The organism is Prochlorococcus sp. MIT 1307, assembly GCF_034092395.1.
Lineage (GTDB): Bacteria > Cyanobacteriota > Cyanobacteriia > PCC-6307 > Cyanobiaceae > AG-363-K07.
On record NZ_CP139301.1, the window covers coordinates 1,059,739 to 1,083,806 of the forward strand.

The 24,068-nt window shown below is 42.7% G+C and carries 23 protein-coding genes; 19 read left to right on the plus strand and 4 right to left on the minus strand.

Annotated elements, in window-relative coordinates; genetic code table 11:
• From SOI82_RS05515 to SOI82_RS05565, 11 genes are all read left to right on the plus strand, one after another.
• Positions 1-2,784, plus strand: coding sequence for an ATP-dependent Clp protease ATP-binding subunit (locus tag SOI82_RS05515; RefSeq protein WP_320666473.1), 2,784 nt, complete (start codon positions 1-3; stop codon positions 2,782-2,784).
• Positions 2,785-2,860: 76 nt separating this feature from the next.
• Positions 2,861-3,103 (plus strand): preprotein translocase subunit SecE, encoded by a 243-nt coding sequence (gene secE / locus SOI82_RS05520; protein WP_414153487.1) that lies wholly within the window; start codon positions 2,861-2,863, stop codon positions 3,101-3,103.
• 96 nt (positions 3,104-3,199) lie between these two features.
• A complete protein-coding gene (gene nusG / locus SOI82_RS05525) occupies positions 3,200-3,829 on the plus strand; it encodes a transcription termination/antitermination protein NusG (protein ID WP_320668345.1) in 630 nt (209 codons plus the stop codon).
• Between the two features lie 113 nt (positions 3,830-3,942).
• Positions 3,943-4,368, plus strand: coding sequence for a 50S ribosomal protein L11 (gene rplK / locus SOI82_RS05530; RefSeq protein WP_320666474.1), 426 nt, complete (start codon positions 3,943-3,945; stop codon positions 4,366-4,368).
• 84 nt (positions 4,369-4,452) lie between these two features.
• On the plus strand, positions 4,453-5,160 hold the full coding sequence (rplA, locus tag SOI82_RS05535; protein ID WP_320666475.1) for a 50S ribosomal protein L1: 708 nt from the start codon (positions 4,453-4,455) through the stop codon (positions 5,158-5,160).
• 153 nt (positions 5,161-5,313) lie between these two features.
• Positions 5,314-5,517 carry a hypothetical protein gene (locus tag SOI82_RS05540; protein ID WP_320668465.1) on the plus strand — a complete coding sequence of 68 codons (204 nt, stop codon included), beginning with the start codon at positions 5,314-5,316 and terminating at the stop codon, positions 5,515-5,517.
• Positions 5,429-5,926: a 50S ribosomal protein L10 gene (gene rplJ, locus SOI82_RS05545; RefSeq protein WP_320668346.1), complete on the plus strand. Its 498-nt coding sequence runs from the start codon at positions 5,429-5,431 to the stop codon at positions 5,924-5,926. Before SOI82_RS05540 ends, rplJ begins: the two co-directional genes overlap by 89 nt.
• A gap of 53 nt (positions 5,927-5,979) precedes the next feature.
• Positions 5,980-6,378 carry a 50S ribosomal protein L7/L12 gene (rplL, locus tag SOI82_RS05550; protein ID WP_320666476.1) on the plus strand — a complete coding sequence of 133 codons (399 nt, stop codon included), beginning with the start codon at positions 5,980-5,982 and terminating at the stop codon, positions 6,376-6,378.
• Positions 6,379-6,852: 474 nt separating this feature from the next.
• Positions 6,853-7,653, plus strand: a complete 801-nt coding sequence (gene rnhA / locus SOI82_RS05555; RefSeq protein ID WP_320666477.1) for a ribonuclease HI — start codon at positions 6,853-6,855, stop codon at positions 7,651-7,653.
• Positions 7,637-8,821, plus strand: a complete 1,185-nt coding sequence (locus tag SOI82_RS05560) for a quinone-dependent dihydroorotate dehydrogenase (protein WP_320666478.1) — start codon at positions 7,637-7,639, stop codon at positions 8,819-8,821. The genes rnhA and SOI82_RS05560 overlap by 17 nt, the downstream gene beginning before the upstream one ends.
• Before the next feature lie 172 nt (positions 8,822-8,993).
• The gene (locus SOI82_RS05565) at positions 8,994-10,076 is read left to right on the plus strand and encodes a threonine-phosphate decarboxylase (RefSeq protein WP_320668347.1); all 1,083 of its coding nucleotides are present in this window, start codon (positions 8,994-8,996) and stop codon (positions 10,074-10,076) included.
• Here the strand turns inward: SOI82_RS05565 and SOI82_RS05570 are convergent.
• The gene (locus tag SOI82_RS05570) at positions 10,068-11,141 is read right to left on the minus strand and encodes a UDP-N-acetylglucosamine--N-acetylmuramyl-(pentapeptide) pyrophosphoryl-undecaprenol N-acetylglucosamine transferase (RefSeq protein ID WP_320666479.1); all 1,074 of its coding nucleotides are present in this window, start codon (positions 11,139-11,141) and stop codon (positions 10,068-10,070) included. The genes SOI82_RS05565 and SOI82_RS05570 overlap by 9 nt on opposite strands.
• A gap of 310 nt (positions 11,142-11,451) precedes the next feature.
• On the opposite strand from SOI82_RS05570, the gene SOI82_RS05575 reads away from it, so the two are divergent.
• Positions 11,452-11,943 carry a hypothetical protein gene (locus SOI82_RS05575; RefSeq protein WP_320666480.1) on the plus strand — a complete coding sequence of 164 codons (492 nt, stop codon included), beginning with the start codon at positions 11,452-11,454 and terminating at the stop codon, positions 11,941-11,943.
• A 96-nt stretch (positions 11,944-12,039) separates the two neighbouring features.
• Here SOI82_RS05575 and SOI82_RS05580 read toward each other — a convergent pair whose 3' ends face one another.
• On the minus strand, positions 12,040-13,248 hold the full coding sequence (locus tag SOI82_RS05580) for a phosphoglycerate kinase (RefSeq protein ID WP_320666481.1): 1,209 nt from the start codon (positions 13,246-13,248) through the stop codon (positions 12,040-12,042).
• Positions 13,249-13,382: 134 nt separating this feature from the next.
• Between SOI82_RS05580 and SOI82_RS05585 the strand changes: the two genes are divergently transcribed.
• The 3 genes from SOI82_RS05585 to SOI82_RS05595 are packed head-to-tail and all read left to right on the plus strand — an operon-like array spanning position 13,383 to position 15,582.
• On the plus strand, positions 13,383-13,766 hold the full coding sequence (locus tag SOI82_RS05585; protein WP_320666482.1) for a universal stress protein: 384 nt from the start codon (positions 13,383-13,385) through the stop codon (positions 13,764-13,766).
• Positions 13,763-14,623, plus strand: coding sequence for a ribosome biogenesis GTPase YlqF (ylqF, locus tag SOI82_RS05590; RefSeq protein ID WP_320666483.1), 861 nt, complete (start codon positions 13,763-13,765; stop codon positions 14,621-14,623). The genes SOI82_RS05585 and ylqF overlap by 4 nt, the downstream gene beginning before the upstream one ends.
• A complete protein-coding gene (locus SOI82_RS05595) occupies positions 14,620-15,582 on the plus strand; it encodes an RluA family pseudouridine synthase (protein ID WP_320666484.1) in 963 nt (320 codons plus the stop codon). The genes ylqF and SOI82_RS05595 overlap by 4 nt, the downstream gene beginning before the upstream one ends.
• A 1-nt stretch (position 15,583) precedes the next feature.
• Here SOI82_RS05595 and SOI82_RS05600 read toward each other — a convergent pair whose 3' ends face one another.
• Complete coding sequence (locus tag SOI82_RS05600; RefSeq protein WP_320668348.1) at positions 15,584-17,152, minus strand: ABC transporter ATP-binding protein; 1,569 nt, start codon at positions 17,150-17,152, stop codon at positions 15,584-15,586.
• Between the two features lie 100 nt (positions 17,153-17,252).
• On the opposite strand from SOI82_RS05600, the gene SOI82_RS05605 reads away from it, so the two are divergent.
• Both SOI82_RS05605 and SOI82_RS05610 read left to right on the plus strand, forming a co-directional pair.
• Complete coding sequence (locus SOI82_RS05605) at positions 17,253-19,583, plus strand: bifunctional (p)ppGpp synthetase/guanosine-3',5'-bis(diphosphate) 3'-pyrophosphohydrolase (protein ID WP_320668349.1); 2,331 nt, start codon at positions 17,253-17,255, stop codon at positions 19,581-19,583.
• A 61-nt stretch (positions 19,584-19,644) separates the two neighbouring features.
• A complete protein-coding gene (locus SOI82_RS05610) occupies positions 19,645-21,153 on the plus strand; it encodes a protein adenylyltransferase SelO (RefSeq protein ID WP_320666485.1) in 1,509 nt (502 codons plus the stop codon).
• A 24-nt stretch (positions 21,154-21,177) separates the two neighbouring features.
• Here the strand turns inward: SOI82_RS05610 and SOI82_RS05615 are convergent, their stop codons facing one another.
• Positions 21,178-21,627 carry a DUF2062 domain-containing protein gene (locus tag SOI82_RS05615; protein WP_320666486.1) on the minus strand — a complete coding sequence of 150 codons (450 nt, stop codon included), beginning with the start codon at positions 21,625-21,627 and terminating at the stop codon, positions 21,178-21,180.
• Positions 21,628-21,698: 71 nt separating this feature from the next.
• Here SOI82_RS05615 and mnmE point away from each other — a divergent pair, with 71 nt between their 5' ends.
• Positions 21,699-23,093, plus strand: a complete 1,395-nt coding sequence (gene mnmE / locus SOI82_RS05620; RefSeq protein ID WP_320666487.1) for a tRNA uridine-5-carboxymethylaminomethyl(34) synthesis GTPase MnmE — start codon at positions 21,699-21,701, stop codon at positions 23,091-23,093.
• Positions 23,094-23,166: 73 nt separating this feature from the next.
• Positions 23,167-24,036, plus strand: a complete 870-nt coding sequence (gene nadC, locus SOI82_RS05625) for a carboxylating nicotinate-nucleotide diphosphorylase (RefSeq protein ID WP_320666488.1) — start codon at positions 23,167-23,169, stop codon at positions 24,034-24,036.
• Positions 24,037-24,068 lie beyond the last annotated feature (32 nt).

Genomic DNA, 24,068 nt, shown 5'->3' on the forward strand with positions numbered 1-24,068 from the left:
ATGTCTTTTGAGACTCTCAGCAAAAATTCTATGCAGGGGAGCCTCACCTCAGAACCTGATTGTTTTAGTGATGAAGCCTGGAATTTATTATTAGCTGCTCAGTCCTTAGCAAAAAGATGGAGACATGGACATTTAGATGTTGAGCATCTACTTCAGGTCCTATGCAGCGATCGTGCTTACATAAATTTTCTTGAAGCTTTACCAATTGATCATTCAGCGTTACTTGAACGCTTAGAAGGCTTTCTCGCAGAGCAGCCAATGTCGCGTGGAGAAAGCCTGATTATTGGTGATGACCTTGAAGATCTTCTTGAAAACGCAGATCATTTCCGGAATCGTTGGGGATCCCGATTAATAGAGGTTTCGCATATTCTCATAGCAATAGGACGGGATCAACGGATAGGCGCTCAATTGTTTGAGGAGCTCGGTCTGCCAAGTGAACTTCTTGAAGCGGAACTGCAACGTTCCCCAGTACCTGCTCTTCCTTACTTGGAACAATCAAAAAAACAATATGTAGCATCCAAGTCAATTTCAAAATCAGAAGCTAGAGATCAAAGGAATCAAAACTCTTCCTCCGTTTCAAAATCTGAAAGAAGCGAAGAAGTCATAACTACAAGCCCTCAAGATTCTTTGCAAATAAAAGAAGAGCCAAAGGCACTTGAATCATATGGACGAGACCTCACCTCAGCTGCTCAATTAGGACAATTAGATCCTGTAATTGGCAGAGATTCCGAGATAAAAAGCCTAATAAAGGTTCTATCTCGCAAAGGTAAAAACAATCCTGTTCTCATTGGAGCTCCAGGAGTAGGGAAAACAGCCATTGCCGAATTATTGGCGCAGCGAATCGTTGCTGATGAGGTTCCTGACTCTCTAAAAGGTTTAAAACTAATTTCCCTTGACTTAGGAGCATTAATTGCTGGGGCCAAGTTTCGTGGTCAATTCGAAGAACGATTTCGTTCTGTCCTAGCAGAAGCCAGTCATCCTGATGCTGGCGTGGTGTTGTTCATGGATGAATTACATACTGTTTTTAGTACAGATCGTTCAAATGCAGATGCTGGAAGCTTGATCAAACCATTTCTTGCTAGAGGCGACCTCCGTTGTATTGGAGCAACAACCCCTGAAAACTTTCGTAGAACTGTTGAAAAAGACCCTGCACTGAATCGACAATTTCAACAAGTTCTTATCAAAGAACCAAATCTTGACTTGAGCATACAGATTCTTCGTGGTCTCAAAGAGCGATACGAACTTCATCACGGAGTGAAAATTTCTGATGATGCAATAACAACTGCTAATCGATTAGCAGATCGCTACATAAGTGACCGATGCCTGCCTGATAAGGCAATCGATTTAATCGATGAAGCATCTGCCCAACTAAAAATAGAAATCACTTCTAAACCCCAAATCATTGAAGACGCAGAATCACAACTCAAAAACCTTGAACTTGAATTACTGGAAGCAGCAAAAGCACCTAAAGAAGAGCTGACAAGATTACAAAATGATCGAGCAATAGCCGCTAGTCATCTTCAGGAATTGACAGAGTATTGGCAATTAGAGCGTTCGCAATTAGATGAACTGAGAGACTTAGAGCAACAAAACGAAGAACTACTAGCCGCAATTGCCGATAAAGAAAGTATCGGCGATCTTGAGACAGCTGCTCGCCTGCAATATGACCAACTGCACCAGTTGCAGCAACGAAGAAAAGATCTTGAAGATTCTCTTGCGGAAGCTCAATCATCTGGGAAAGCAATCATTCATGACCAAGTTGCAGCAGAGGATATTGCTGATGTTGTTGCCCGATGGACTGGCATACCTGTTCAAAGAGTCCTTGCAGGTGAAAGACAAAAACTTTTAAACCTAGAAAGTGAGTTAGGAGAGAGAGTTATTGGTCAAAAAGAAGCTGTGCAAGCCGTATCAGCTGCTATACGCAGAGCTCGAGCAGGAATGAAAGATCCTCGTCGTCCCGTTGGGTCATTTTTATTTCTAGGCCCAACAGGAGTAGGTAAAACAGAACTAGCAAAAACTCTTGCTGCTTCTCTATTCGATGAGGAAGAAGCGTTGGTCCGACTAGATATGAGCGAGTTCATGGAACGGAATGCCGTAGCACGTCTTCTGGGCGCCCCTCCTGGATATGTGGGCTATGAAGAAGGTGGGCAACTCACGGAAGCAGTGAGTGATCGTCCTTATGCAGTTTTGCTTTTGGACGAGATTGAAAAAGCCCATCCAGATGTATTCAACTTGCTCCTTCAAGTTCTTGATGATGGTCGCCTTACAGATTCACAAGGCAGAACTGTCGACTTCCGGCACACTGTAATTGTTATGACAAGCAATCTTGCCAGTAGAGCAATCCTAGATACCGCAAAGCTATCTAAAGAGCAAGGCAGTGGAACGAGAGAACTTGAGCAAAATCTAACCAAACAAATTGATGAAGCCCTAAGAAACAAATTTCGACCCGAATTTTTAAATCGCGTTGATGAAGTCATTAGATTCCGCCCACTAAAAACAACAGATCTTCAGCAAATAATTAGGCTCTACTTGAAAGATCTGACAAATCTTCTAGCGGAACAAGGTCTTGAATTACGAGTTGATCAATCAGCAATTGAAACTTTGGCATTACAAGGTTACGAGCCTGAATATGGAGCTCGCCCCTTAAGGCGTGTGTTAAGACGACAACTTGAGAACCCTCTTGCAACGCAACTGCTGGAAGAACAATTCAAGGGTGTAAGTGCTATTCGCGTCCAAACTTCAAATAAAGATTCAGAATCACTGCAATTTTTTGCAGAAAATTAACAAGCATCCGGTAGTCTGTGACTTTGTCACCTAGTGCATTTAATTGTGCACAGGCGTCAGCCTCCGGCTTTTTCTTGTGACAAGCCCCACTCCCCAAGAGCCCACAGAACCAACTCAAATTTCTACTGGGGTAGAACCCATCAGAAAAAATGGTTTTTTTACCGCAACTCTTGAAGAGTTGAAGCTAGTTGTTTGGCCAAGTCGTCAACAACTCTTCAGCGAATCAATTGCTGTCATTCTGATGGTGACACTATCGGCAGCATCAATTGCTGCTGTCAGTCGCTTTTACGGATGGGGAGCGTCCCAAATTTTCCGTTGACTTCTTCAAAGCTCAACACAATTTCCTCAAACATTTCACCTAATCAATTCCCAAGTGTCAGAGTTCGATCCCACACCCAAAACACAAAAAGAGGTGATGGATCTACCTGCTCCTAACCCTGGAGAGGACAACATCCTTACAACATCATCCATGGCTAAAACATCCATAGCCAGATGGTATGCAGTGCAAGTGGCATCAAGCTGTGAAAAAAAAGTAAAAGCAACACTCGAGCAACGTGCAGTCACTCTTGGTGTCAGCAACCGAATTCTAGAAATAGAAATTCCTCAAACCCCTGCAGTGAAATTAAAAAAAGATGGTAGTCGTCAATCCACTGAAGAAAAAGTTTTCCCTGGTTACGTCTTAGTTCGCATGGTCCTTGATGAAGACACCATGATGGCTGTAAGGAGCACGCCAAATGTAATTAATTTTGTAGGAGCTGAAGATCGTCGAGCAACAGGCAAGTCACGAGGACATATAAAGCCTAGGCCGCTGAGCAGACAAGAAGTGGATAGGATCTTTAAACGTGCAGCAGAGAAAAAGACTGTTGTCAAATTAGATCTAACAGAAGGTGATCAAATCGTTGTGACATCAGGACCTTTCAAAGACTTCCAAGGAGAAGTAATAGAAGTTTCTGGTGAACGCAGCAAGTTAAAAGCCCTACTTTCTATCTTCGGACGAGAGACTCCTGTCGAGCTGGAGTTTTCTCAAATCACCAAACAAAACTAAATCAAAGGAGACCACCTCCCTGTGGAGGGTGGTCTCCGAGGTAAGTTTGTCACCTCGCTACACCTGTCAAATGAAGTCAGGTGATCCACAGTCTTCCAATTCAACTCGCCCCGATGGCCAAGAAAGTCGTAGCTGTTATTAAGTTGGCCCTCCAGGCCGGCAAAGCCAATCCTGCCCCTCCTGTTGGTCCTGCCTTAGGTCAACACGGAGTAAATATCATGGCATTTTGCAAAGAATACAATGCCAAAACTCAAGACAAAGCAGGTTTTGTTATCCCTGTAGAAATATCGGTCTTTGAAGATCGAAGTTTCACCTTTATAACCAAAACACCACCTGCATCGGTATTGATTACCAAAGCTGCTGGTATAGATAAAGGTTCAGGTGAATCAGCAAAAGGCCAAGCAGGTAGTATTAGTCGTGCCCAACTTGAGGAAATTGCCAAGACAAAGCTTCCTGACTTGAACTGCTCTAGCGTTGAATCTGCAATGCGAGTAATTGAAGGAACAGCGCGGAATATGGGCGTTTCCATCAGCGACTGAATATCAGTTCTAGTTCATTTCTAAACTAAACTTTTAATCAATTCCAGGGGAAGACATTTTCTGTCGCCAGCACCCCAAAAAATTATGGCAAAAAATTCAAAACGTATGGCTAGTCTCTCGTCGAAAGTCGAGGATAGAACATATGATCCTCTTGAAGGAATCAAACTCGTCAAAGAAAACGCCACAGCGAAATTTGATGAAACTATCGAAGCGCATGCCCGGTTAGGTATAGATCCTAAATACACTGACCAACAACTCCGAACAACCGTTACGCTCCCTCAAGGAAGTGGGCAGACTGTTCGAATTGCAGTTATAACCCGCGGCGAAAAAGTTGCAGAAGCCAAGTCAGCAGGAGCAGAGTTAGCAGGTGATGATGATCTAGTGGAAATTATCAATAAAGGCGAAATGAACTTCGACCTCCTCATAGCAACGCCTGACATGATGCCCAAAGTGGCCAAACTAGGAAGAGTACTTGGGCCACGAGGTCTAATGCCCAATCCCAAAGCAGGTACTGTCACTACCGACCTCATAGGTGCAATAAAGGAATTTAAAGCAGGAAAACTAGAATTCCGTGCTGATCGAGCTGGCATCGTTCATGTGCGTTTCGGAAAAGCGAGTTTTTCACCAGAAGCCTTACTCGAAAACCTAAAAACTTTGCAAGAGGTTATTGACCGTAACAAGCCTAGTGGTGCCAAAGGTCGTTACTGGAAAAGCCTCTACCTATCATCAACGATGGGGCCATCAGTAGAGATTGATGTCACTGCACTCCAAGAAATACAACAAGAAGTATGACCTTCTTGTTGTATCTTTATTAGATGGCGAAAGCCAACGGGCAGGCGCCCGGCCAAAGACAATAGGTATCAAAATTACTTACTTCCCATTGGATTAAGTAATGCTTGTATAAATCCTATCGAGGCATACGCAAAAGTTTTTCTAATCCAAGGATTGAATCACAAGCGGCCTCGCCTCTTAGGAGTATTTGCGGTCGTCGCGTGTCCGGCATCTCTTCCCCCGATTCGATCCAATCCCTATGGGCCGCACGCTGGAGAGCAAAAAACAGATCGTCGAAGAGCTCAAAGGACTTCTCGACAAGGCAGAAATGGCATTAGTTCTGGACTATCAGGGCTTGTCTATCAAAGAAATGTCTGACTTGCGGACTCGTCTGCAAGCCAACAATGGAGTATGCAAGGTAACTAAAAATACCTTGATGCGTCATGCAATTGATGGAAATGGTGCCTGGGCAAACCTCGAATCATTACTGACTGGTACTAATGCATTCGTTCTGGTAAAGGGCGATGTTGGAGGTGCGGTTAAAGCCGTACAAGCCTTTCAGAAAGACACCAAAAAATCTGAGACCAAGGGCGGTCTATTTGAAGGCAAGCTCCTAACTCAGGATGAAATCAAGGCCATTGCAAGCATTCCTACGAAGGAAGTTCTAATGGCACAGATTGCTGGTGCACTTAATGCAGTGACCACCAAAATCGCTGTTGGTATTAACGAGGTTCCTTCTGGCCTTGCCAGATCTTTAAAGCAGCACGCCGACAATGGCGAAAGCTGAACCCATCACTTCGATTCGACTTTTCTCCCTAACTTAGTTGCTGAATTCCAACCATGTCTGCAAAAACCGACGAAATTCTCGACTCGCTCAAAGCACTCTCGCTACTTGAGGCTTCTGAGCTGGTAAAACAAATTGAAGATACTTTTGGCGTATCAGCGGCAGCTTCTGCTGGTGTTGTAATGGCCGCTCCTGGGGCCTCCGCTGGAGGTGGTGGTGGAGCCGAAGCAGCCGAAGAGAAAACCGAATTCGATGTTGTGCTGGAAGGTTTTGAAGCTTCCTCCAAAATCAAAGTCCTTAAGGCAGTGCGCGAAGCTACCGGTCTTGGCCTTGGCGACGCCAAAGCTATGGTCGAAGCAGCTCCAAAAACCATCAAGGAAGGTATTGGCAAAGACGATGCAGAGAGCCTGAAAAAGGCAATTGAAGAAGCAGGCGGCAAGGTCAGTCTGAAATAATCACTATTGAACTAAGTCAAGTCAATTAACTCCCTCTAACCCTTAATAAAAAAGCCGAACTTAGGAGTTCGGCTTTTTTATTAAGCCTACAAACAAGCCCCTCAAAGGTTATGCAAATGCAAAATATTGAGGGATCTATCCTAAGTTTAAAACCTGAATATTACTTTAAGGGATACTCACAAAAGCGAATATATTTACCCATTTATTTCTAGTGGTCTTTATAAAACCTACTTCTATTCAACAAATATTAGGCCAGCCAAGGTCAAATAAAACTTGACTTTTAGAGTCACATAATATTCAAAGCCATTTCTTAGAGAGTTAAGTTTAAGAAGCTATTCTAAGAAAATTAAGACAGGTCTTAGCAGGATAAAAAGCATCATGCAGTAATAACTCGTTTTCAAACAACCTTCAAAGTTGATTTCTCAACATTAATAGACTATCAAAGGTCAAACCGTATCTAAACAAAATACTAAAATGAATGATGATCGCAGCCGTGTTATAAGCGCTGCCAGTGATGGTGCATGTAGTGGAAATCCAGGGCCAGGTGGATGGGGCGCACTAATACGTTTTGAGGATGGCACTGTTAAGGAATTTGGGGGGCATGAAGCACAAACAACAAATAATCGGATGGAACTTCAAGCAGTACTAGAAATTTTGAACTGTCTAAAAAATCTACCTCTTCATCCCAACCTCACTATCAGAACCGATAGTAAATATTTGATCAACGGTATGAATAATTGGATGCAAGGCTGGAAACGAAATGGATGGCGTACTTCATCAGGTAAGCCAGTACTCAATCAAGATCTTTGGCAATTATTAGATCGTGCTCGACTTTCAAATGTTGCTCTCGAATTCGTGAAAGGCCATAGTGGTGATCCCGACAATGAAAGAGTTGATCAAATCGCAGTCAGCTACTCCAAAGGGACCTATTCAGAGCTGAATTCTGAGCAAAAGTTAAGTCCTAATAAAACAATCGCAGGCAAACGAAACTTGAGCGCAACAATCGCCTCAAATAAACCTGGTCCAGAAACATTGCAAAAATTACTGACCCGTCTCGACATGGCAAGCCATATAGCAAAAAATGGATATGGTCTGGATTTAGAAGAACTTGCAGAACTAATCGAAACTCCTATTTCTGAACTGAAAAAACAGAAAAAGTCTTGGGAATGGAGGGATTGGTTGGTAGAGCCAATTGGGAATTCCAGATGGAGGTTGAAATTCCTACAACAAAAAACAAGTCACTCTGAGGAGGTACAAAATGGCCGGAGCATATAAATCCAAGCTTCTTTCACCAGGCAAGATTTATAAATATTGCTTTAATCCAATCCTGGCCAAAGATGAAGGAATAGATGCAGAAAATTTGACTCAAATCGCACTATCTATACTCGGCCAAGCATCAAGACAAAGAAAATGGCCAGGAATTAAATGGTTACTGGAATATTTAGCTAGAGATCTACAACGTCATGATGTTCGCTTAGAGCAAAATCTATTTGGTTGTAAATTCCAAAATCCTATAGGCCTAGCTGCAGGATTAGATAAAAACGGAATAGCTGCAGCGATATGGAATATCTTTGGTTTTGGTTTTGCAGAGCTAGGCACAGTCACTTGGCATGCTCAACCAGGCAATCCTCGCCCAAGACTCTTCCGTCTTGCTGCTGAACAAGCAGCTTTAAATCGAATGGGTTTTAACAACAATGGCGCAGAGTCGATGAGAAAAACTCTTGAGAGACAACAACTAAACCCACCTGGCCAAAGAGCTACTCCAATTGGACTTAACTTTGGCAAATCGAAAATAACCCCAATAGAGGAAGCTCCAAATGACTATTCCTCATCACTTGAAGTACTTTCTTCACACGCAGATTACGCTGTAATTAACGTCAGTTCACCAAATACACCTGGTCTAAGAGATCTTCAACATTCCAAGCAATTACTTCGGCTAGTTAGAGAGCTAAGAAAATTGAACAATTGCCCTCCTTTACTAGTAAAAATTGCGCCAGATTTAAATAATAAAGCTATTGATGAAGTAGCCAGGCTCTCTTTCGAAGAGGGATTAGCTGGGTTGATTGCAGTAAATACTAGCCTTGACCGACTCGGATTAGAACAAAGAGTTCTTTCCCAAACAGGACGTCCTATCAAAGAAGAAGCCGGCGGACTTAGCGGTGCCCCTCTACGGGAACGTGGAGTTGAAGTAATTCAACGACTACGTAATGCTGCTGGACCAAATTTGCCTCTTATAGGAGTAGGAGGCATCGATTCTCCAGAAAGTGCATGGGAACGAATTAGTGCTGGAGCCTCCCTAATACAGATTTACACAGGATGGATTTTTCAAGGTCCAGATTTAGTGCCCAATATTCTTGAAGGGGTTCTAGCTCAATTAGATCGCCATGGATTCGAGAATGTCGCTGAAGCTGTAGGTAGCAATGTCCCATGGTTAAAGGACTAAATTCTCCAAGAAAATAAGCATCCATCTGAAAAGACTCTTTCATAAGTCCGACTTCAAAGAAGTGACTCCACTTCAGCCCCAAAAAGCTAATCAATCAATTCAAGAGCTTCTTGGTAGGACCCAGTTAAAGTACAAATGGAAAAGAATTATTTGTATCTATCCAAGCACCAACGTGAATTCAGCCAATCAAACACATGGTGGAAATATCACTGAAGAAGCTCGAAAATTGAGAATCAAAGAAAGTAACATTCTAGATGCAAGTGCCTCAATAGTTCCTTTTCCACCACCTAAGTCAATTCATCATTGCCTTCTTAAAACTTTTTCAGGCACCTCTCTCAGAAAATATCCAGATTGCACATACCAGAACTTCCGAGAAGCAATAGGTAGATGGCATGGCATCCATCCATCCATGGTGCTCCCTGGGAACGGAGCAGCGGAACTTTTGACATGGGCTGCTCGTGATGCAACCGAAAAAGGGACCAGCATATTGATTGCTCCAGGTTTTGCTGACTATGCCAGAGCCTTAAATTGTTGGAATGGAAAATATCGTTATATACACCTTCCCCTGGTCTGGTCATCTAAAACACCTCAAACATTCCCATTAACAACAAATAGCAATGTAATTTGGATCACAAACCCACATAATCCAACAGGGCAACTATGGAGTCGAGCTTCTTTAGAATTACTACTGCAGCGTCATAGCTTAGTCATATGTGACGAAGCTTTTTTATCATTAGTTCCTGATGGAGAAAAACAATCTCTGGTTCCCCTTGTAGAAAACAACTCAAACCTAATTGTTATTAGAAGCCTCACCAAATTATTTGCTGTGGCTGGTTTAAGACTAGGCTATGCAATTAGTAAAGCTGAAAGATTGTATCGATGGCAAAATTGGCGCGATCCATGGCCTCTTAATGGACTTGCAGATGCTGTAGGCATAATGCTAATGAATGATCATAAAAAGCTCCAGAAATGGACAAATAAAGTTCATAGCTGGATATTAAAAGAAGGTCCTTGGTTACAATCTAAATTAAGCAGTCTCCCAGGGATACGAGCTCATCCATCCGCAACAAATTTTCTATTAATTGAAAGTGAAAACTCTCTATTACAATTAAGAGCCTTGCTCAGAAAACATCATATCCTAGTTCGAGAATGCGCCTCATTCGAGGGTTTAGGAGATAATTGGTTACGCATTAGTCTACAGAAAAAAAAAGATAATAAAAGAATAATATTAGCCATGAAGAATATCTTAAATTAATTTTTTTAATCTCTCAACTAAAACCTTTTCAGAGTTTCTTATAGCCAATATATTCATACCTTTTTGCATTTCTAGCAAGGGGTCATAGTCAAAAGTTTTTCCAGATAGTCGACTATTTAACAAGCGCAATAAAGTATTGCGAAGAGTATGAATTCCAGGTTCATGCTGATGAACAATTACAGCTGCGCCTAGCTCAGCAGCATAAGAAGCATTGACTTCTTGATGTTGATCTTGTGCTAAAGGGTATGGAACCAAAATGGCTGGTGTGCTGCAGATTGCCAACTCACTCAACGCACCAGCTCCTGATCGACTTATCGCAAGATCAGCATGCTGAAGCAATGCAGGAATTTCATTACTAAAAGGTTTAGCTACAAAATTTTTATGCCTTAACTCATCTTTATTAGGGTCATTGTGCCCTGTTAAATGCACTACTCGACAGCCTTTTTCAAGAAGAAAAGGAAGTACTTCTCGGACCATATTATTTAGCCCTACAGCCCCCTGGCTTCCGCCCATAACAACTATCAGTGGGCCAAGATCTAACGGCACCCAATCTGGCAAAAGTTGTGGAGTAAGAAATGATGTACGCACAGGGGTCCCTGTAACAACCGTTCTACATCTTTTAAGAGTTTTGGCCGCAGGCGGTAAGCCTAAAGCAATTAAATTGCAAAACCTTCCCAATAAGCGAGTCACTCTGCCGGGATAAGCATTTGATTCATGCAAAATGACAGGTAGCCCGCACCAAACCGCACCTAAAATCGCAGGCGCAGCAATATAGCCACCAGTAGTAAAAACAGCATCAATTTTTTTTTGCCGATTAACTTCAATTACCTTCCTAGAAGCGGCAAGCAATTGGAAGAGCTGTAAGAATTTCCTCAATCCATGGGATTGGACTCCCCCAGCCCTAACAGTTATTAACTGATAACACTTTGGCAAAATTTCTGTTTCTAATCTATTTGGAACTCCAAGCCAAGTAATTTCCCACGAGGAAGGCAATTCATCTGCAATAGCAATTGCAGGGAAAAGATGTCCGCCAGTCCCACTAGCTGCTATTAAAACCCTAGGCATAAAAAAAGCACAGCGCTGGTGTCGCGCTTAAGTTATCGGTATTACTGTGAGAACAAAGGTGCACTATTTACTAAAGGTTGCTTTAGCCTCCATTCTATTGAGCTTAATCACACCTCACTATCCAACTTTTGGGAATAATTTACGCACAAGCTCTCTGAGCAAGCGTCTAGAACATGCATTTAATACACAAAATATTTCTCCAATAATCAAACTTTTCCTTGAAAAAGATGGATTAAACTTAGCTAGTCGATATAAAACATTCTTAAAGTCTTTTCCAAATGCGACTTGGACTATTAAAGAAACTCAGCTTTTGAATAATGGGCATCAATCTTTTGAAATTCTTATTAAAGGCCAAAAACAGCTTGAAGATATTCACTACTTTATGGAAGCCAAGCAATTATTAGACGTAAAAACTATGCAAGGAAGAATTATTGATCAAAAACTTATAAGCGAGCAGACCATAGTGCAAAAAGGAAACAACTATTTACCAATTACTGTCAACATACCCGAAACAGTGTTAACAGGCGCAAATTACGATGTTGATATTATTTTAGAAAAGCCTCTAGGAAATGCAATGATTGCTGGAGGGTTAAGCAACATAACAGCTAAACAAATCAGCAACAAATCAACCCCCAATATCAAACTCAAACCCCTAGGTGGAGGAGGATTGTTCAAGTCTGTAAAAGCTCCATTAAATGTTGGAATACAAAACTGGGCTGCAATCCTGGCGCATCCAGATAGTCTTATTTCTATCACTAAGCGTGTAAGCGTAGTCTCAGAAAAGTCTGAACTTAGACCTTAAGTTATGACTCAAAAATAACCAAAAAATATAATCTATATAGCAATACTTACTGTATTTTAATTAAATCAGTCTCTCTTAATAAGGAAATTTTACCCTCTATATTTCTTCATCTAGCGCAGCCACACCAGGAAGAACCTTCCCTTCCAATAGTTCCAAGCTTGCTCCGCCTCCAGTAGAAATATGCGACATTTTCTCAGCAAGCCCTGCTTTCTCAACTGCAGCCACTGAATCTCCTCCTCCAATAATTGTGCAACAGCCTTTAGTACTCAATGAAGCCAAAGTAGTTGCTATGGCGTTAGTGCCATGAGCAAATTGATCAAACTCAAAGACACCCATAGGTCCATTCCAAATAACAGTTTGACAATCACTTAACGCCATCTGAAAAGTCTGTACTGAAGCAGGACCTATATCTAAGCCCATCCACCCTTCAGGTATCGCATCAATTGAAGCAATCTGATGATTGGCATCTGGCGCAAAGTTATCAGCTAGTACAACATCTGTAGGCAAAAGTAATTGCACGCCCTTGGACTTTGCTTTTTCCTCCAAGGCTTTAGCAAGACTCAATTTATCTTCTTCAACCAAACTCTTGCCGACAGATAATCCTCGAGCCTTGTAAAAAGTAAAAATCATGCCTCCACCAATTAAAACCTTGTCACACTTATCAATCAGAGATTCAAGAACCCCTATCTTGCTACTCACCTTGGAGCCACCAACTATTGCTGCCAAAGGTCGCTTCGGCTCATCAATCGCTCCCTGTAGATACTGCAATTCTTTCTCCATCAAATGACCTGCGACATTTGGGCTCAGGAACTTCGTTACACCTTCAGTAGAGGCATGAGCACGATGAGCCGCGCCAAAAGCATCATTCACATACAAATCAGCTAAAGACGCTAGATTTTTTGCAAATGCTGCATCATTCGCTTCTTCCTCAGCAAAGAAACGAACATTTTCAAGCAAAACAACATCTCCATTTTGCATAGAACTAACTTTGATATTTGCATCAGAACCCACACAACTCTCAGTCTTCTCTACATTTTTTCCAAGTAATTCGCTCAATCTATTTGCAACCGCAGTCAGGCGCATAGCTTCATTTACCTGTCCTTTGGGCCTCCCAAAATGAGCAGCAAGAATGACGCGAGCATTCTTCCCAATCAAATCATTGATAGTTGGAAGAGCGGCTCGAATTCGAGTGTCATCCGTAATAGAGCCCGTTTCATTAAGAGGAACGTTGAAATCAACACGCACCAAAACACGCTTACCGGAGAGCGCCTCTGCACTGAGACTAGACAGGGAACGCTTAGCCATGATGATGTGTCGTGAAATAAGAAACCGCCGTGAGACTACCGCTTGATAAGCATCATTGGTTGATTTTGAGGGCAGACAAACCGACTGGCCGTGGTTACGACACAATTACACCAAAACATAGTTAACAAAAGCCAATGTTTAAATCACTGCTTTTCCCAATCGATCAAAGCAGACAGACATTTGAAACAGCTAAGGCAGCTATACAAATTGCCCAAAACCACCAAAGTCAAATCACCTTGCTCTCAGTCCTTCAAGTAGAAGGTACTGAAATGGATAGGACACAATTAATCACATCTCTTCTAAATCGAGTCAAAGAACAAATAGAGCAAGCGGGTGTGTCATGTAATGTTTTAGAAAAACAGGGCACACCAGCCTTTGTAATCTGCGATGTTGCCGATGATTTAAATATGGACCTAATCGTGATGGGTACTAGAGGGATAAATCTTGAGAAAGACAATAAAAGCACCGCAGCACGTGTAATACAGCTAGCACCTTGCCCAGTACTTGTAGTTCCGTGAAAACAGGCACAATTCAGTGGTATCCAGGCCACATTGCTAAAGCAGAAAAACAACTTGCTAGAAATCTCGAAAAAGTAGATCTAGTAATCGAAGTACGTGATGCGCGGATACCAATATCCACTTCGCATCCACATTTAGAACGTTGGATTAAAGGGAAGCAACATCTATTAGTCATTAATCGCCGGGATATGATCTCTAGTCAGGCTCTTCAAATATGGGATGCATGGTTTCGAAAAGAAGGCCAAAGCCCATTATGGTGCAATGCCAAAGATGGAACTGGGGTTAAACAATTACAAGAAACAGCCATTCGCACTGGAGCAAAATTAAACGAGCGCCGACAAGCACGTGGCATGAAAAGCAGACCCGTAAGAGCTCTCACATTAGGTTTTCCAAATGTAGGAAAGTCTGCATTGATTAATAGACTAGTGCGAAAAAAAGTAGTTATGAGCTCTAGGAAGGCCGGTGTAACACGTTCGCTTCGATGGGTTCGTGTAGGACAAGATCTTGACCTTCTGGATGCACCAGGGGTCTTGCCTCCTCGCTTCGATGATCAGCAAGTTGCTTTCAGACTGGCATTATGTGATGACATTGGCCAGGCTGCATATGACGTCGAGTTAGTAGCCATTGCTTTTATAAAGACACTACATAAATTAGAAATAAACAAAATGGCAGGCGTACCACAAGGCCTACTTGGGCAAAGATATAAACTTCCTTTCCACACTGAAGATGCTGATCAATGGTTAATTAAAGTTGCAGAACGCCATACTTCAGGAGACAAGAGACGGATGGCACAAAGAATTTTAGACGATTTCAGAAAAAACCTATTAGGCCCAATCTCCCTTGAACTCCCCTCATGACAGAGGAATTTACTCAATCCTTTGGAGAAGGGAAAGGACAGCTATTAAAACTGTTTTATTCCAAATCATTACCAATGCGTTTAGATCGTTGGCTTGTTAGCCAACGACCAGAGCAAAGTCGAACGAGAATTCAAAAATTTATTGACGCAGGGTTTGTACGAGTAAATGGGACACAAGCACAAGCAAAAACTCCACTACGTCATGGAGATGAAGTTCAATTATGGGTGCCACCTCCAGAACCACTTCCTTATCTAAAGCCAGAGGAAATGAACTTAGATGTACTCTTTGAAGATGAGCATCTAATAGTAGTGAATAAGCCTGCTGGACTAGCAGTGCATCCAGCTCCAGGGAATAAAGATGGAACGTTAGTTAATGGTCTTTTACACCATTGTCCGAATCTCCCAGGAATCAGTGGCAAACTCCGACCTGGAGTCGTACATCGACTGGATAAAGACACTACAGGTTGCATTGTGATCGCTAAAAGCCAAACAGCACTCGTGAAATTACAAGTTCAAATTCAAAAACGAATCGCCTCACGTCATTATCTCGCAGTAGTTCATGGAGCACCAAAAAGCGAAGCAGGCACCATCGTTGGTGCTATCGGAAGGCATCCCACAGATAGAAAAAAATACGCTGTAGTCAGTGATGAAAAAGGTCGTCATGCTTGCACTCATTGGCAATTAGTAGAGCGACTCAGCGATTATTCTCTTATGAGTTTTAAATTAGATACAGGACGTACACATCAGATTAGAGTCCATTGTGCTCATGTAGGACATCCGATTGTTGGAGACCCTACTTATAGTAGGTGTCGCAAATTACCCATCAATCTTTCAGGACAAACACTTCACGCGATAAAGCTTATTTTAAATCATCCAATTACAAATATTCGTATGGAATTTGAAGCTCCAATACCAGATGTCTTTCACAACCTCCTAGTTGTCTTGCGTAAAAGGAAATAGTTCAACTCAATGATGACGTAATCGTAGGGCATGCCGCAACCAGTTTTTTAGTAATAGCTGCTTGAGGAGAGATTAAAAGTTCTTTCCCAGAGCCTTCTTCAGCAACTCCTCCATGTTCCAAAACGATAACTCTATGGCAAAAGCCAGTTGCAATTGAAAGATCGTGAGTAATAAACAAGATAGCTACTCTCAATCGTTCTTGTAAGACTTGCAAAAGGTCTAAAACTTCTGATTGAATCTCAGCATCAAGCATACTTACACTCTCATCACATATGAGAACCGAAGGTTCCATAGCCAAAGCTCGAGCTATAGCAACTCTTTGTTGCTGACCACCTGAGAGCTCATGAGGCAAGCGGTCTTGAAAGTTCTCGGGTGGGACAAGGCCAACCTGTCGCAAAAGGTCTCTGGCCTTTTCATGTGCTTCAGCAACAGAAAACAAGTTATGGATTAAAAGAGGGTCTGCAATTGCTTCTGCAATAGTCATTTTGGGGTTAAGTGATGCCAATGGATCCTGGAAAATCATCTGCAAAGACCTGCGGGCATTAGTTAAGGCTTGGCCTTTCAAGCGCAGAATATTCTGACCTTTTAAGTTCACCTCTCCACCTCTAATAGGAGTCAAACCCATCAAAGCCCGGCACAAAGTACTTTTTCCACAGCCAGACGCACCTACGACGCCAAGAGTTTCCCCAGCACGAAGAGAGAAGCTCAGTTCATCAATAGCCTTCAGCCACTTCAATTGCCATGGCAAACCACCCAAAGCATGCCAGCATCTCAATCTTGAAACTTCCAAAACCAATTCTGGATCATGTTTTACGATTGCTCTCCCTTCTTCCCTAGTCCTTGCAGCATTCAAAAGACGATTACCTATCAACGATTGTGGACTAATTACAAAGTTTTTACTATCAGTATCCTCGACAATTTGCCCTCGCTCCATAATGTTGATCCGTTCACACCAACGTGATGCCACAGCTAAATCATGACTAATCAGAAGCAGCGCACTACCCATATCCTCACAAAGACTGCTTAATTCCATCATCACCTGATCAGCTATAGCAACATCAAGACTTGTGGTGGGTTCATCAGCAATAACTAACTGTGGGTCTAAGGCAATTGCCAAGGCAATTGCCAAGCGCTGACGCATCCCACCACTGAATTCATGAGGGTAAGCATGAAAACGAGCTTCACTAATACCCACCCGACCGAGCAAAACTTCTGCCTTAGTCTTCATACACGCAGGTTTTTGATTCGGTCTATGAGCCTTCAAAGTGTCAACAAGATGCTCACCAATGGTCATTAACGGATTGAGTCGGGTCATTGGATCTTGAAAAACAAGCCCTACAGCTTCGCCTCTTAGTTTTCTCAAATCGGCTGAGTTCAATGTTCTCGGATCCTCGCCAATCAGCCTCAACCCGCCTTTAGTCAGACTTCCTGGTGGAAGTAATTGCAGAGCAACTCTTGCAATAGTGCTCTTTCCACAGCCTGAAGGTCCAACAAGAGCTAAGCGCTCTCCACAAGCAACCTTGAAATCCAATTGATCCAAGGTCCAAGTCATGCTGCCTGGATAGCACATGCAAAAGCTTTGAAGCTCTAGGACATGTTCTAAAGAACTGGACCTAGGGAGTAGCACGGGTTCCTCAGCCTGAATATCATGTATTAATCCGGTGAATCGGATGCTTAATGCAAGCTCTACGACCAATTTGAAACAGACCGATATGGTCTGCAAGTCCAAGCTGCCTTCTGAACCGCACCTCAGGCCTGATCCAATACGTTGTATTGAAGATTATGGGATAGATCTACCAAAGTGGTTAAAAGATTGCTTAACCAACAGTCCTCCTGCTCTTGGGAAGACCTGTCCTAGGGATGCAGAGGGGCTACTGGCTGGGGCTTTTGATTTAGCTTTCCAGCTACATGATGGACAATTTAGAGCAAGTGGAGAGCCATACATAGTCCACCCACTAGCAGTGGCCGATCTTTTAAGGGACATTGGGGCGAGTCCAAGTGTTATTGCAGCAGGATTCCTACATGATGTCGTTGAGGACACAGACATTACGCCAGAGCAATTAGAAAGTTTTTTTGGTAGTGAGGTACGGGGTTTAGTTGAAGGAGTGACAAAATTAGGCGGTATCCATTTTACGAATCGCACCGAAGCACAAGCAGAAAACCTGCGCAAAATGTTTCTAGCTATGGCTAGTGATATTCGAGTTGTTCTAGTCAAGCTGGCTGACAGATTGCACAATATGCGAACGCTAGGTTCCTTACAGTCAGACAAGCAAGAACGCATTGCTCGTGAAACACGTGAGATTTATGCTCCATTAGCCAATCGTCTTGGTATTGGCCGTTTTAAATGGGAGCTCGAAGATTTAGCTTTTAAGCTTCTTGAGCCTGATGCATTCCGTAAGATCCAGCAACAGGTGGCTACCAAACGCAGTGAGAGAGAAGATCGTTTAGGGGTAACAGTGCAATTACTAAAAAGTCGTTTAGCTGCAATTGGGCTAGAAGACTGTGATGTAAAAGGTAGGCCCAAACATCTTTATGGCATTTGGAGCAAAATGCAAAGGCAAGAAAAAGCCTTTCATGAAATTTACGATGTAGCTGCACTCAGGATCATTGTGCCAAGTGTCGAGGCCTGCTACCGCGCACTTGCAGTCGTTCATGAAAGCTTCAGACCAATTCCAGGACGTTTCAAGGATTACATCGGGCTACCTAAGCCAAATGGGTATCAATCTCTACATACAGCTGTCATTGGTAGACATAGGCCCATCGAAGTTCAAATTAGGACTGAAGAAATGCATCGAGTCGCAGATTTTGGTATAGCAGCTCACTGGAAGTACAAAGAAGGTGGTTCTCCAGCAGCTGGTGATACTGAACGGTTTAATTGGCTGCGTCAACTAGTAGATTGGCAACAAGAAGGTGCAAGTAAAGACCATAATGATTACCTAGCGTCTATCAAAGAAGATCTTTTTGACGAAGAAGTTTTTGTATTTACTCCCAAAGGTGATGTGGTTGGCCTTCGAAAAGGTTCTACCGTAGTTGACTTTGCATATCGAATTCACTCAGAAGTAGGCAATCATTGCCATGGTGTGCGTATTAACGATCGTCTGTGCACGTTATCAACTCCTCTACAAAATGGTGATTTTGTTCAGGTGCTGACAAGCAAAACAGCACATCCAAGCCTCGATTGGCTAAATTTTGTCGCCACTCCTACAGCTCGCAATCGTATTCGTCAATGGTACAAAAAAAGCCACCGAGATGAAACCATTCAACGTGGAAAAGAGCTCTTAGAAAGAGAAGTAGGCCGTAATGGCTTCGATGCACTACTCAACAGTGATGCAATGAAAAAAGTGGCCGAGCGATGCAACTTACAAACCACAGAAGATCTATTGGCAGCACTTGGATTTGGTGCAATCGCACTTCAACAAGTGCTAAATCGCTTTCGAGAAGAGGTACGGCTACAAAATCTGACTTTAGAGAGTCCACCGACTAATACAGATGTTGCTAAACAACTAATAGAGCAACAAGATACATCTCCTGCAAGAGAACACTCTACCCAGCATACTCCAATAATTGGAGTAGAAGGACTTGACTACCGGCTAGGAGGCTGTTGCAGCCCCCTTCCTGGTGAGCCAATACTAGGGACTGTTGCTTTAGGTAATCACGGCATAACTATTCACAGGCAAGACTGTACAAATGTGACATCAATACCCAGTGAAAGGAGGTTACCAGTGCATTGGAGTCAAAAATCAGATATAGAAAATGCAAGGTTTCCCATTCAATTACGCATTGAAGTCATCGATCGTGTAGGCATACTCAAAGACATCCTGATGCGCCTTTCAGATGGTGGAATTAATGTAAGTGATGCCAGAGTTAAAACTTCTTTTGGAAAGCCTGCCTGTATCGATCTCAGGGTAGAACTGAAAAGTGCCATCCAATTAGATAAAACCATGGATCAAATTAGATCAATGGCAGACGTGATTGATATTGCACGTACAGGCTTAAGTTAAATACCAGAAGAATTTCTTATCTTTCCATACAATTCAATCAAGTTAATGTGCGTTCAATACTTTGAATAATCCTTTGCTATCGCTCCCATTTGAACCCTATCTAGAAGAGCTAGGAGACTCTTATTGGGACGTAGTGAAAGCAGCTGAGTTTCCCTTCACAAAATTATGTTTTCGAAATGACGCAGTACTCAAACAACTAGGCCTGGACTCTACATCAATCCAAGACATCCATTTTGAAGAAGCTTTTGGCACCTTTAAAGGGCGCACTCCATTCCTTGCCTTGAGATATCACGGCTATCAATTTGGGACCTATAACCCTTGTCTTGGAGATGGTCGTGGATTTCTTTATGGTCAGCTAAGAGATCGGGATGGGAATCTACAAGATCTAGGGACCAAAGGCTCTGGAACGACTCCTTGGAGTAGAGGAGGTGATGGACGTCTAACATTAAAAGGTGGTCTTAGAGAAATCATCGCGAGTGAAGCACTGCATAGACTTGGAGTAAAGACAAGCAGAACCCTTTCCTTAATAGAAACAGGAGAAAGTCTGTGGAGAGGAGATGAACCATCACCAACAAGGAGTTCGGTCATGGTTCGAGTCGCCCATACACACTTACGTTTTGGCACATGCGAAAGATTGCTTTATCTAAGGCAACCCAAACGACTGGAACGATTACTTCGTCATATAATTACTATCTACTATCCAGATATTGCCATTTCACATCCTTATCAATCTGGAGACTCTCATTCCGTACTGGAATCCCAGATTCTTGCATTTTACGCAAGTCTCATTGAGAGAGTTGCCAAGCTTGCGGCTGAATGGATGGCAGCAGGATTTGTCCATGGTGTTCTCAACACTGACAATATGTCTATCGCAGGGGAGAGCTTCGACTACGGGCCTTTCGCATTCATTGAAGAATTAGATCCCAACTTTACAGCTGCGTACTTTGATGAAAATGGCATCTATTCCTTTGGCCGTCAGCCAAGTATCTGCAAAAGCAATCTTCGACTACTGCAAGAACCACTCGCAATGCTTCTGCCAAAGGAAGCAATGAACGAACTATTAGATCGTTTTGGCCCTATTTATGCAAGTCACTACCAATTTTGTATGAACAGGCGTATCGGCTTACCTCCTAATCTCAAGTACCTAGACAATCCGGCTAATTCTGGAGACATTAATAATCGTGACCTACTGCAAAAAACCCTGAATCTATTAGGAACGTGGTCAATTTCGTATGGTTCGTTTTTTACAGGCTTAACTAACCAAATCAATACATATGGTCTTCCTCAGGAACCTGAAGCTTTGTCGCACATGCTCTTTAGTGACTCAGCTCCCCCTCGAACCACCTGGTTAGAATGGCGAGATAGCTGGTGGAATCATCAACATTTAGCATCAGTAGCTGATCCAGAAGAAATTCGAGCTATCCCTAAACGTCTACAACGTTGGAATCTTTCTCAAACTCCAATAAGGTCAAACATAGAAAATATCTGGACATCAATTGAACAACATAACAACTGGGAGCCATTCCAATCTTGGTTAAAAACGATCTGCCTACATAAAATGAATGATTAAAATGAATTCTGAGCTGAAGCCACTTCAATAAGAACGAGACTTTAAGAAACAATAAACAATGAGTCCTGTCAATACCCCCAAAAAGGCACCTACCACAGCAGAGCCCAATAATAATCGGCTACAGACGATCAAACCCTGACTCCAGATTTCTCGCCAAGCAAATTGACTAACTTCGCTCATCTGGATCTCATAACCTAAGAGGACTGAGCCAACCTGATAGTTCAACCAATAAAGCGGCAAATAAGTTGCAGGGTTGCTAATCCACGTTCCACTAATGGCAAACAAATAATTTCCTCGGAAAAAGCTTGCCAACGTTATGCCCAAGATTGTTTGCAAGCCAAACAGGGGAAAACATCCACAAAAAATACCTATGCCTAACCCTCGCGCTTTATATCCAGGAGAACCTTCCTGCTGCAAAAGCCAACGAAAAAAGCTACGAAGTAAATGACTCAAGTATCGTCGTATTTGAACCATAACAAAGCCAACTGAGCTGCGAAGTTACAGACTGGAGGAAATTGCAAGAAAGAGCAAAGGATTAGTTATTAATGACTCTGCCATTTCCTATCGAAGAAACAATCGCTGCAATTGCTACCGCAATAGCAGCTGGGCAAGGAGGAATTGCTGTAGTACGTATCTCAGGGCCCAAGGCATTAACAGTGTGCGAAAGCATCGTATCTGTACCAGGAGAAAAACTTTGGACCAGTCATAAGGTTTTTTATGGCCATGTCATGAATGCAGAAAAAAATGAACATATTGATGAAGTCTTGATATTGATTATGCGCGGGCCAAGAAGTTTCACAGGAGAAGACGTCGTAGAAATTCACTGTCATGGTGGCTTAATAGCCGTCCAGCGTGTATTGGAAAGAGTTCTAACCCACCCTGAGGTTCGCAGAGCATTACCAGGAGAATTTTCTCAGCGCGCAGTACTTAATGGTCGTCTTGATCTCACTCAAGCAGAAGCAATCAGTGAACTAATCGGAGCGCGCAGTCGTAGAGCCGCACAACTTGCGATGGCCGGAATTGATGGAGGAATCCAACGACGTATCACTGCACTTCGAGAAGCGTTATTAGATCAACTATCTGAATTAGAGGCCAGGGTGGATTTTGAAGATGAATTACCTCCCCTCGATGGAGATGAAGTGTTAAAAGAAATACTAAAAGTTCAATCCAAGCTTTATGAGCTGTTAGATGACGCAACACGAGGTGCTTTGGTACGTCAAGGACTAAGGGTTGCAATCATCGGATGCCCCAATGTTGGGAAAAGCTCCTTATTAAATAGGCTCAGTAGAAGAGAGCGAGCGATAGTCAGCAATATCCCAGGAACTACAAGAGATCTTCTTGAAAGCGAAGTCTTATTTGAAGGTGTCCCAATCACCCTCCTTGACACCGCTGGTATGCGCCCAACAGAAGATGCTGTAGAGCAACTTGGAATAGCAAAAAGTCAAGAAGCCTTGTTAACAGCGGATATCGTTGTGTTGCTTTTTGACCTGAGTCAAGGCTGGACGGAAGAAGACGCTGCCCTTCTCGCCAAGGTTCCAAATGAGATTCCAAGACTAGTGGTAGGAAATAAGGCCGATATCAAAAGCAAATTGACTATTACTCAGCAAGCCAAAAAGATTGCTGCTATCAAACCTGATCTGATTTTTAGTGCACTTACAGGCGAAGGAGAAGAACCTTTTATTCAATCCTTACTGCACATTTGTGGTGCCAATGAAACTCAGGGACTGCAAATTGCCCTAAATGAAAGACAAAAGGACCTTGCTGCCTCTGCTGCTGCTGCGTTGAAGAGAACTGAAGAAGTCGCAAATCAACAATTACCCTGGGATTTCTGGACTATTGATCTCAGAGAAGCTATTCATAGTTTAGGTGAGATCACAGGAATTGAAGTGACAGAAGCTTTATTAGATCGAATCTTTTCACGATTTTGTATTGGTAAATAGAAAGTTGCAAATGATGGCTAAGGCTCATGACTGCATAAGCTCTTTTAGACATACTTGCCTGCCAAAAGCCATCGTGGATATCAATACCCCGAAATTGAATAATCTCTTAGACAGCTGGCTAGATGAAGACTTAGGTCGTGGAGATCTCACCAACATTGCACTTGTAGATCGAACAGGATCCGCCCACTGGATTGCAAAACAAAACGGGATTTTCTGTGGAGGAAAATTGGTTGAGCGAATTTTCAAGAGAATGGATAAATCTATCGAAGTCAATTTGCTCATCAAAGATGGTGAATCCTTCGAAAGCGGACAAAAGTTATTAAAAATCCAAGGCCCAGCAGCAACTCTGGCTTCAGGGGAAAGAACCTCATTAAATCTAGCCATGCGTCTATCAGGTATTGCAACTGCCACAGCAGCTTTAGTAAACGAACTCAAAGGAACAGGAATCCTCCTTGCTGATACGAGAAAAACAACACCTGGACTTCGTGTTCTTGAAAAATATGCATTTAGATGTGGCGGTGGTATTAATCATCGCCTTGGCCTTGATGATGCAGCGATGCTTAAAGAAAATCACATTGCATGGGCTGGAGGTATTAAGCCAGCGATGCAAGCTATAAAGGCAACAACCCCGTGGCCTTCACAAATAATTGTTGAAGTTGAGTACCCAGAACAAGCAAAAGAGGCCATCCAGGCGGGCGCTGACGGAGTGCTACTTGATGAACTCACTCCTGCACAACTTGACAACCTCGTTCCGCAGTTAAGGAAGTTAGCGTCAACAAGAACACAATATGAGGGCTCTAATCAAATTGTCATTGAGGTCTCAGGTATAGATCCTATGAATTTGAAAGCATATGCCGGGACTGGGATTGATTTGATCTCAACCAGTGCTCCAATGACCCGTAGTAGCTGGATCGATTTCAGCATGCGTTTCGAAACAAGTTAATCAATGAAACAGGTTTACCTACTAGTCACAAG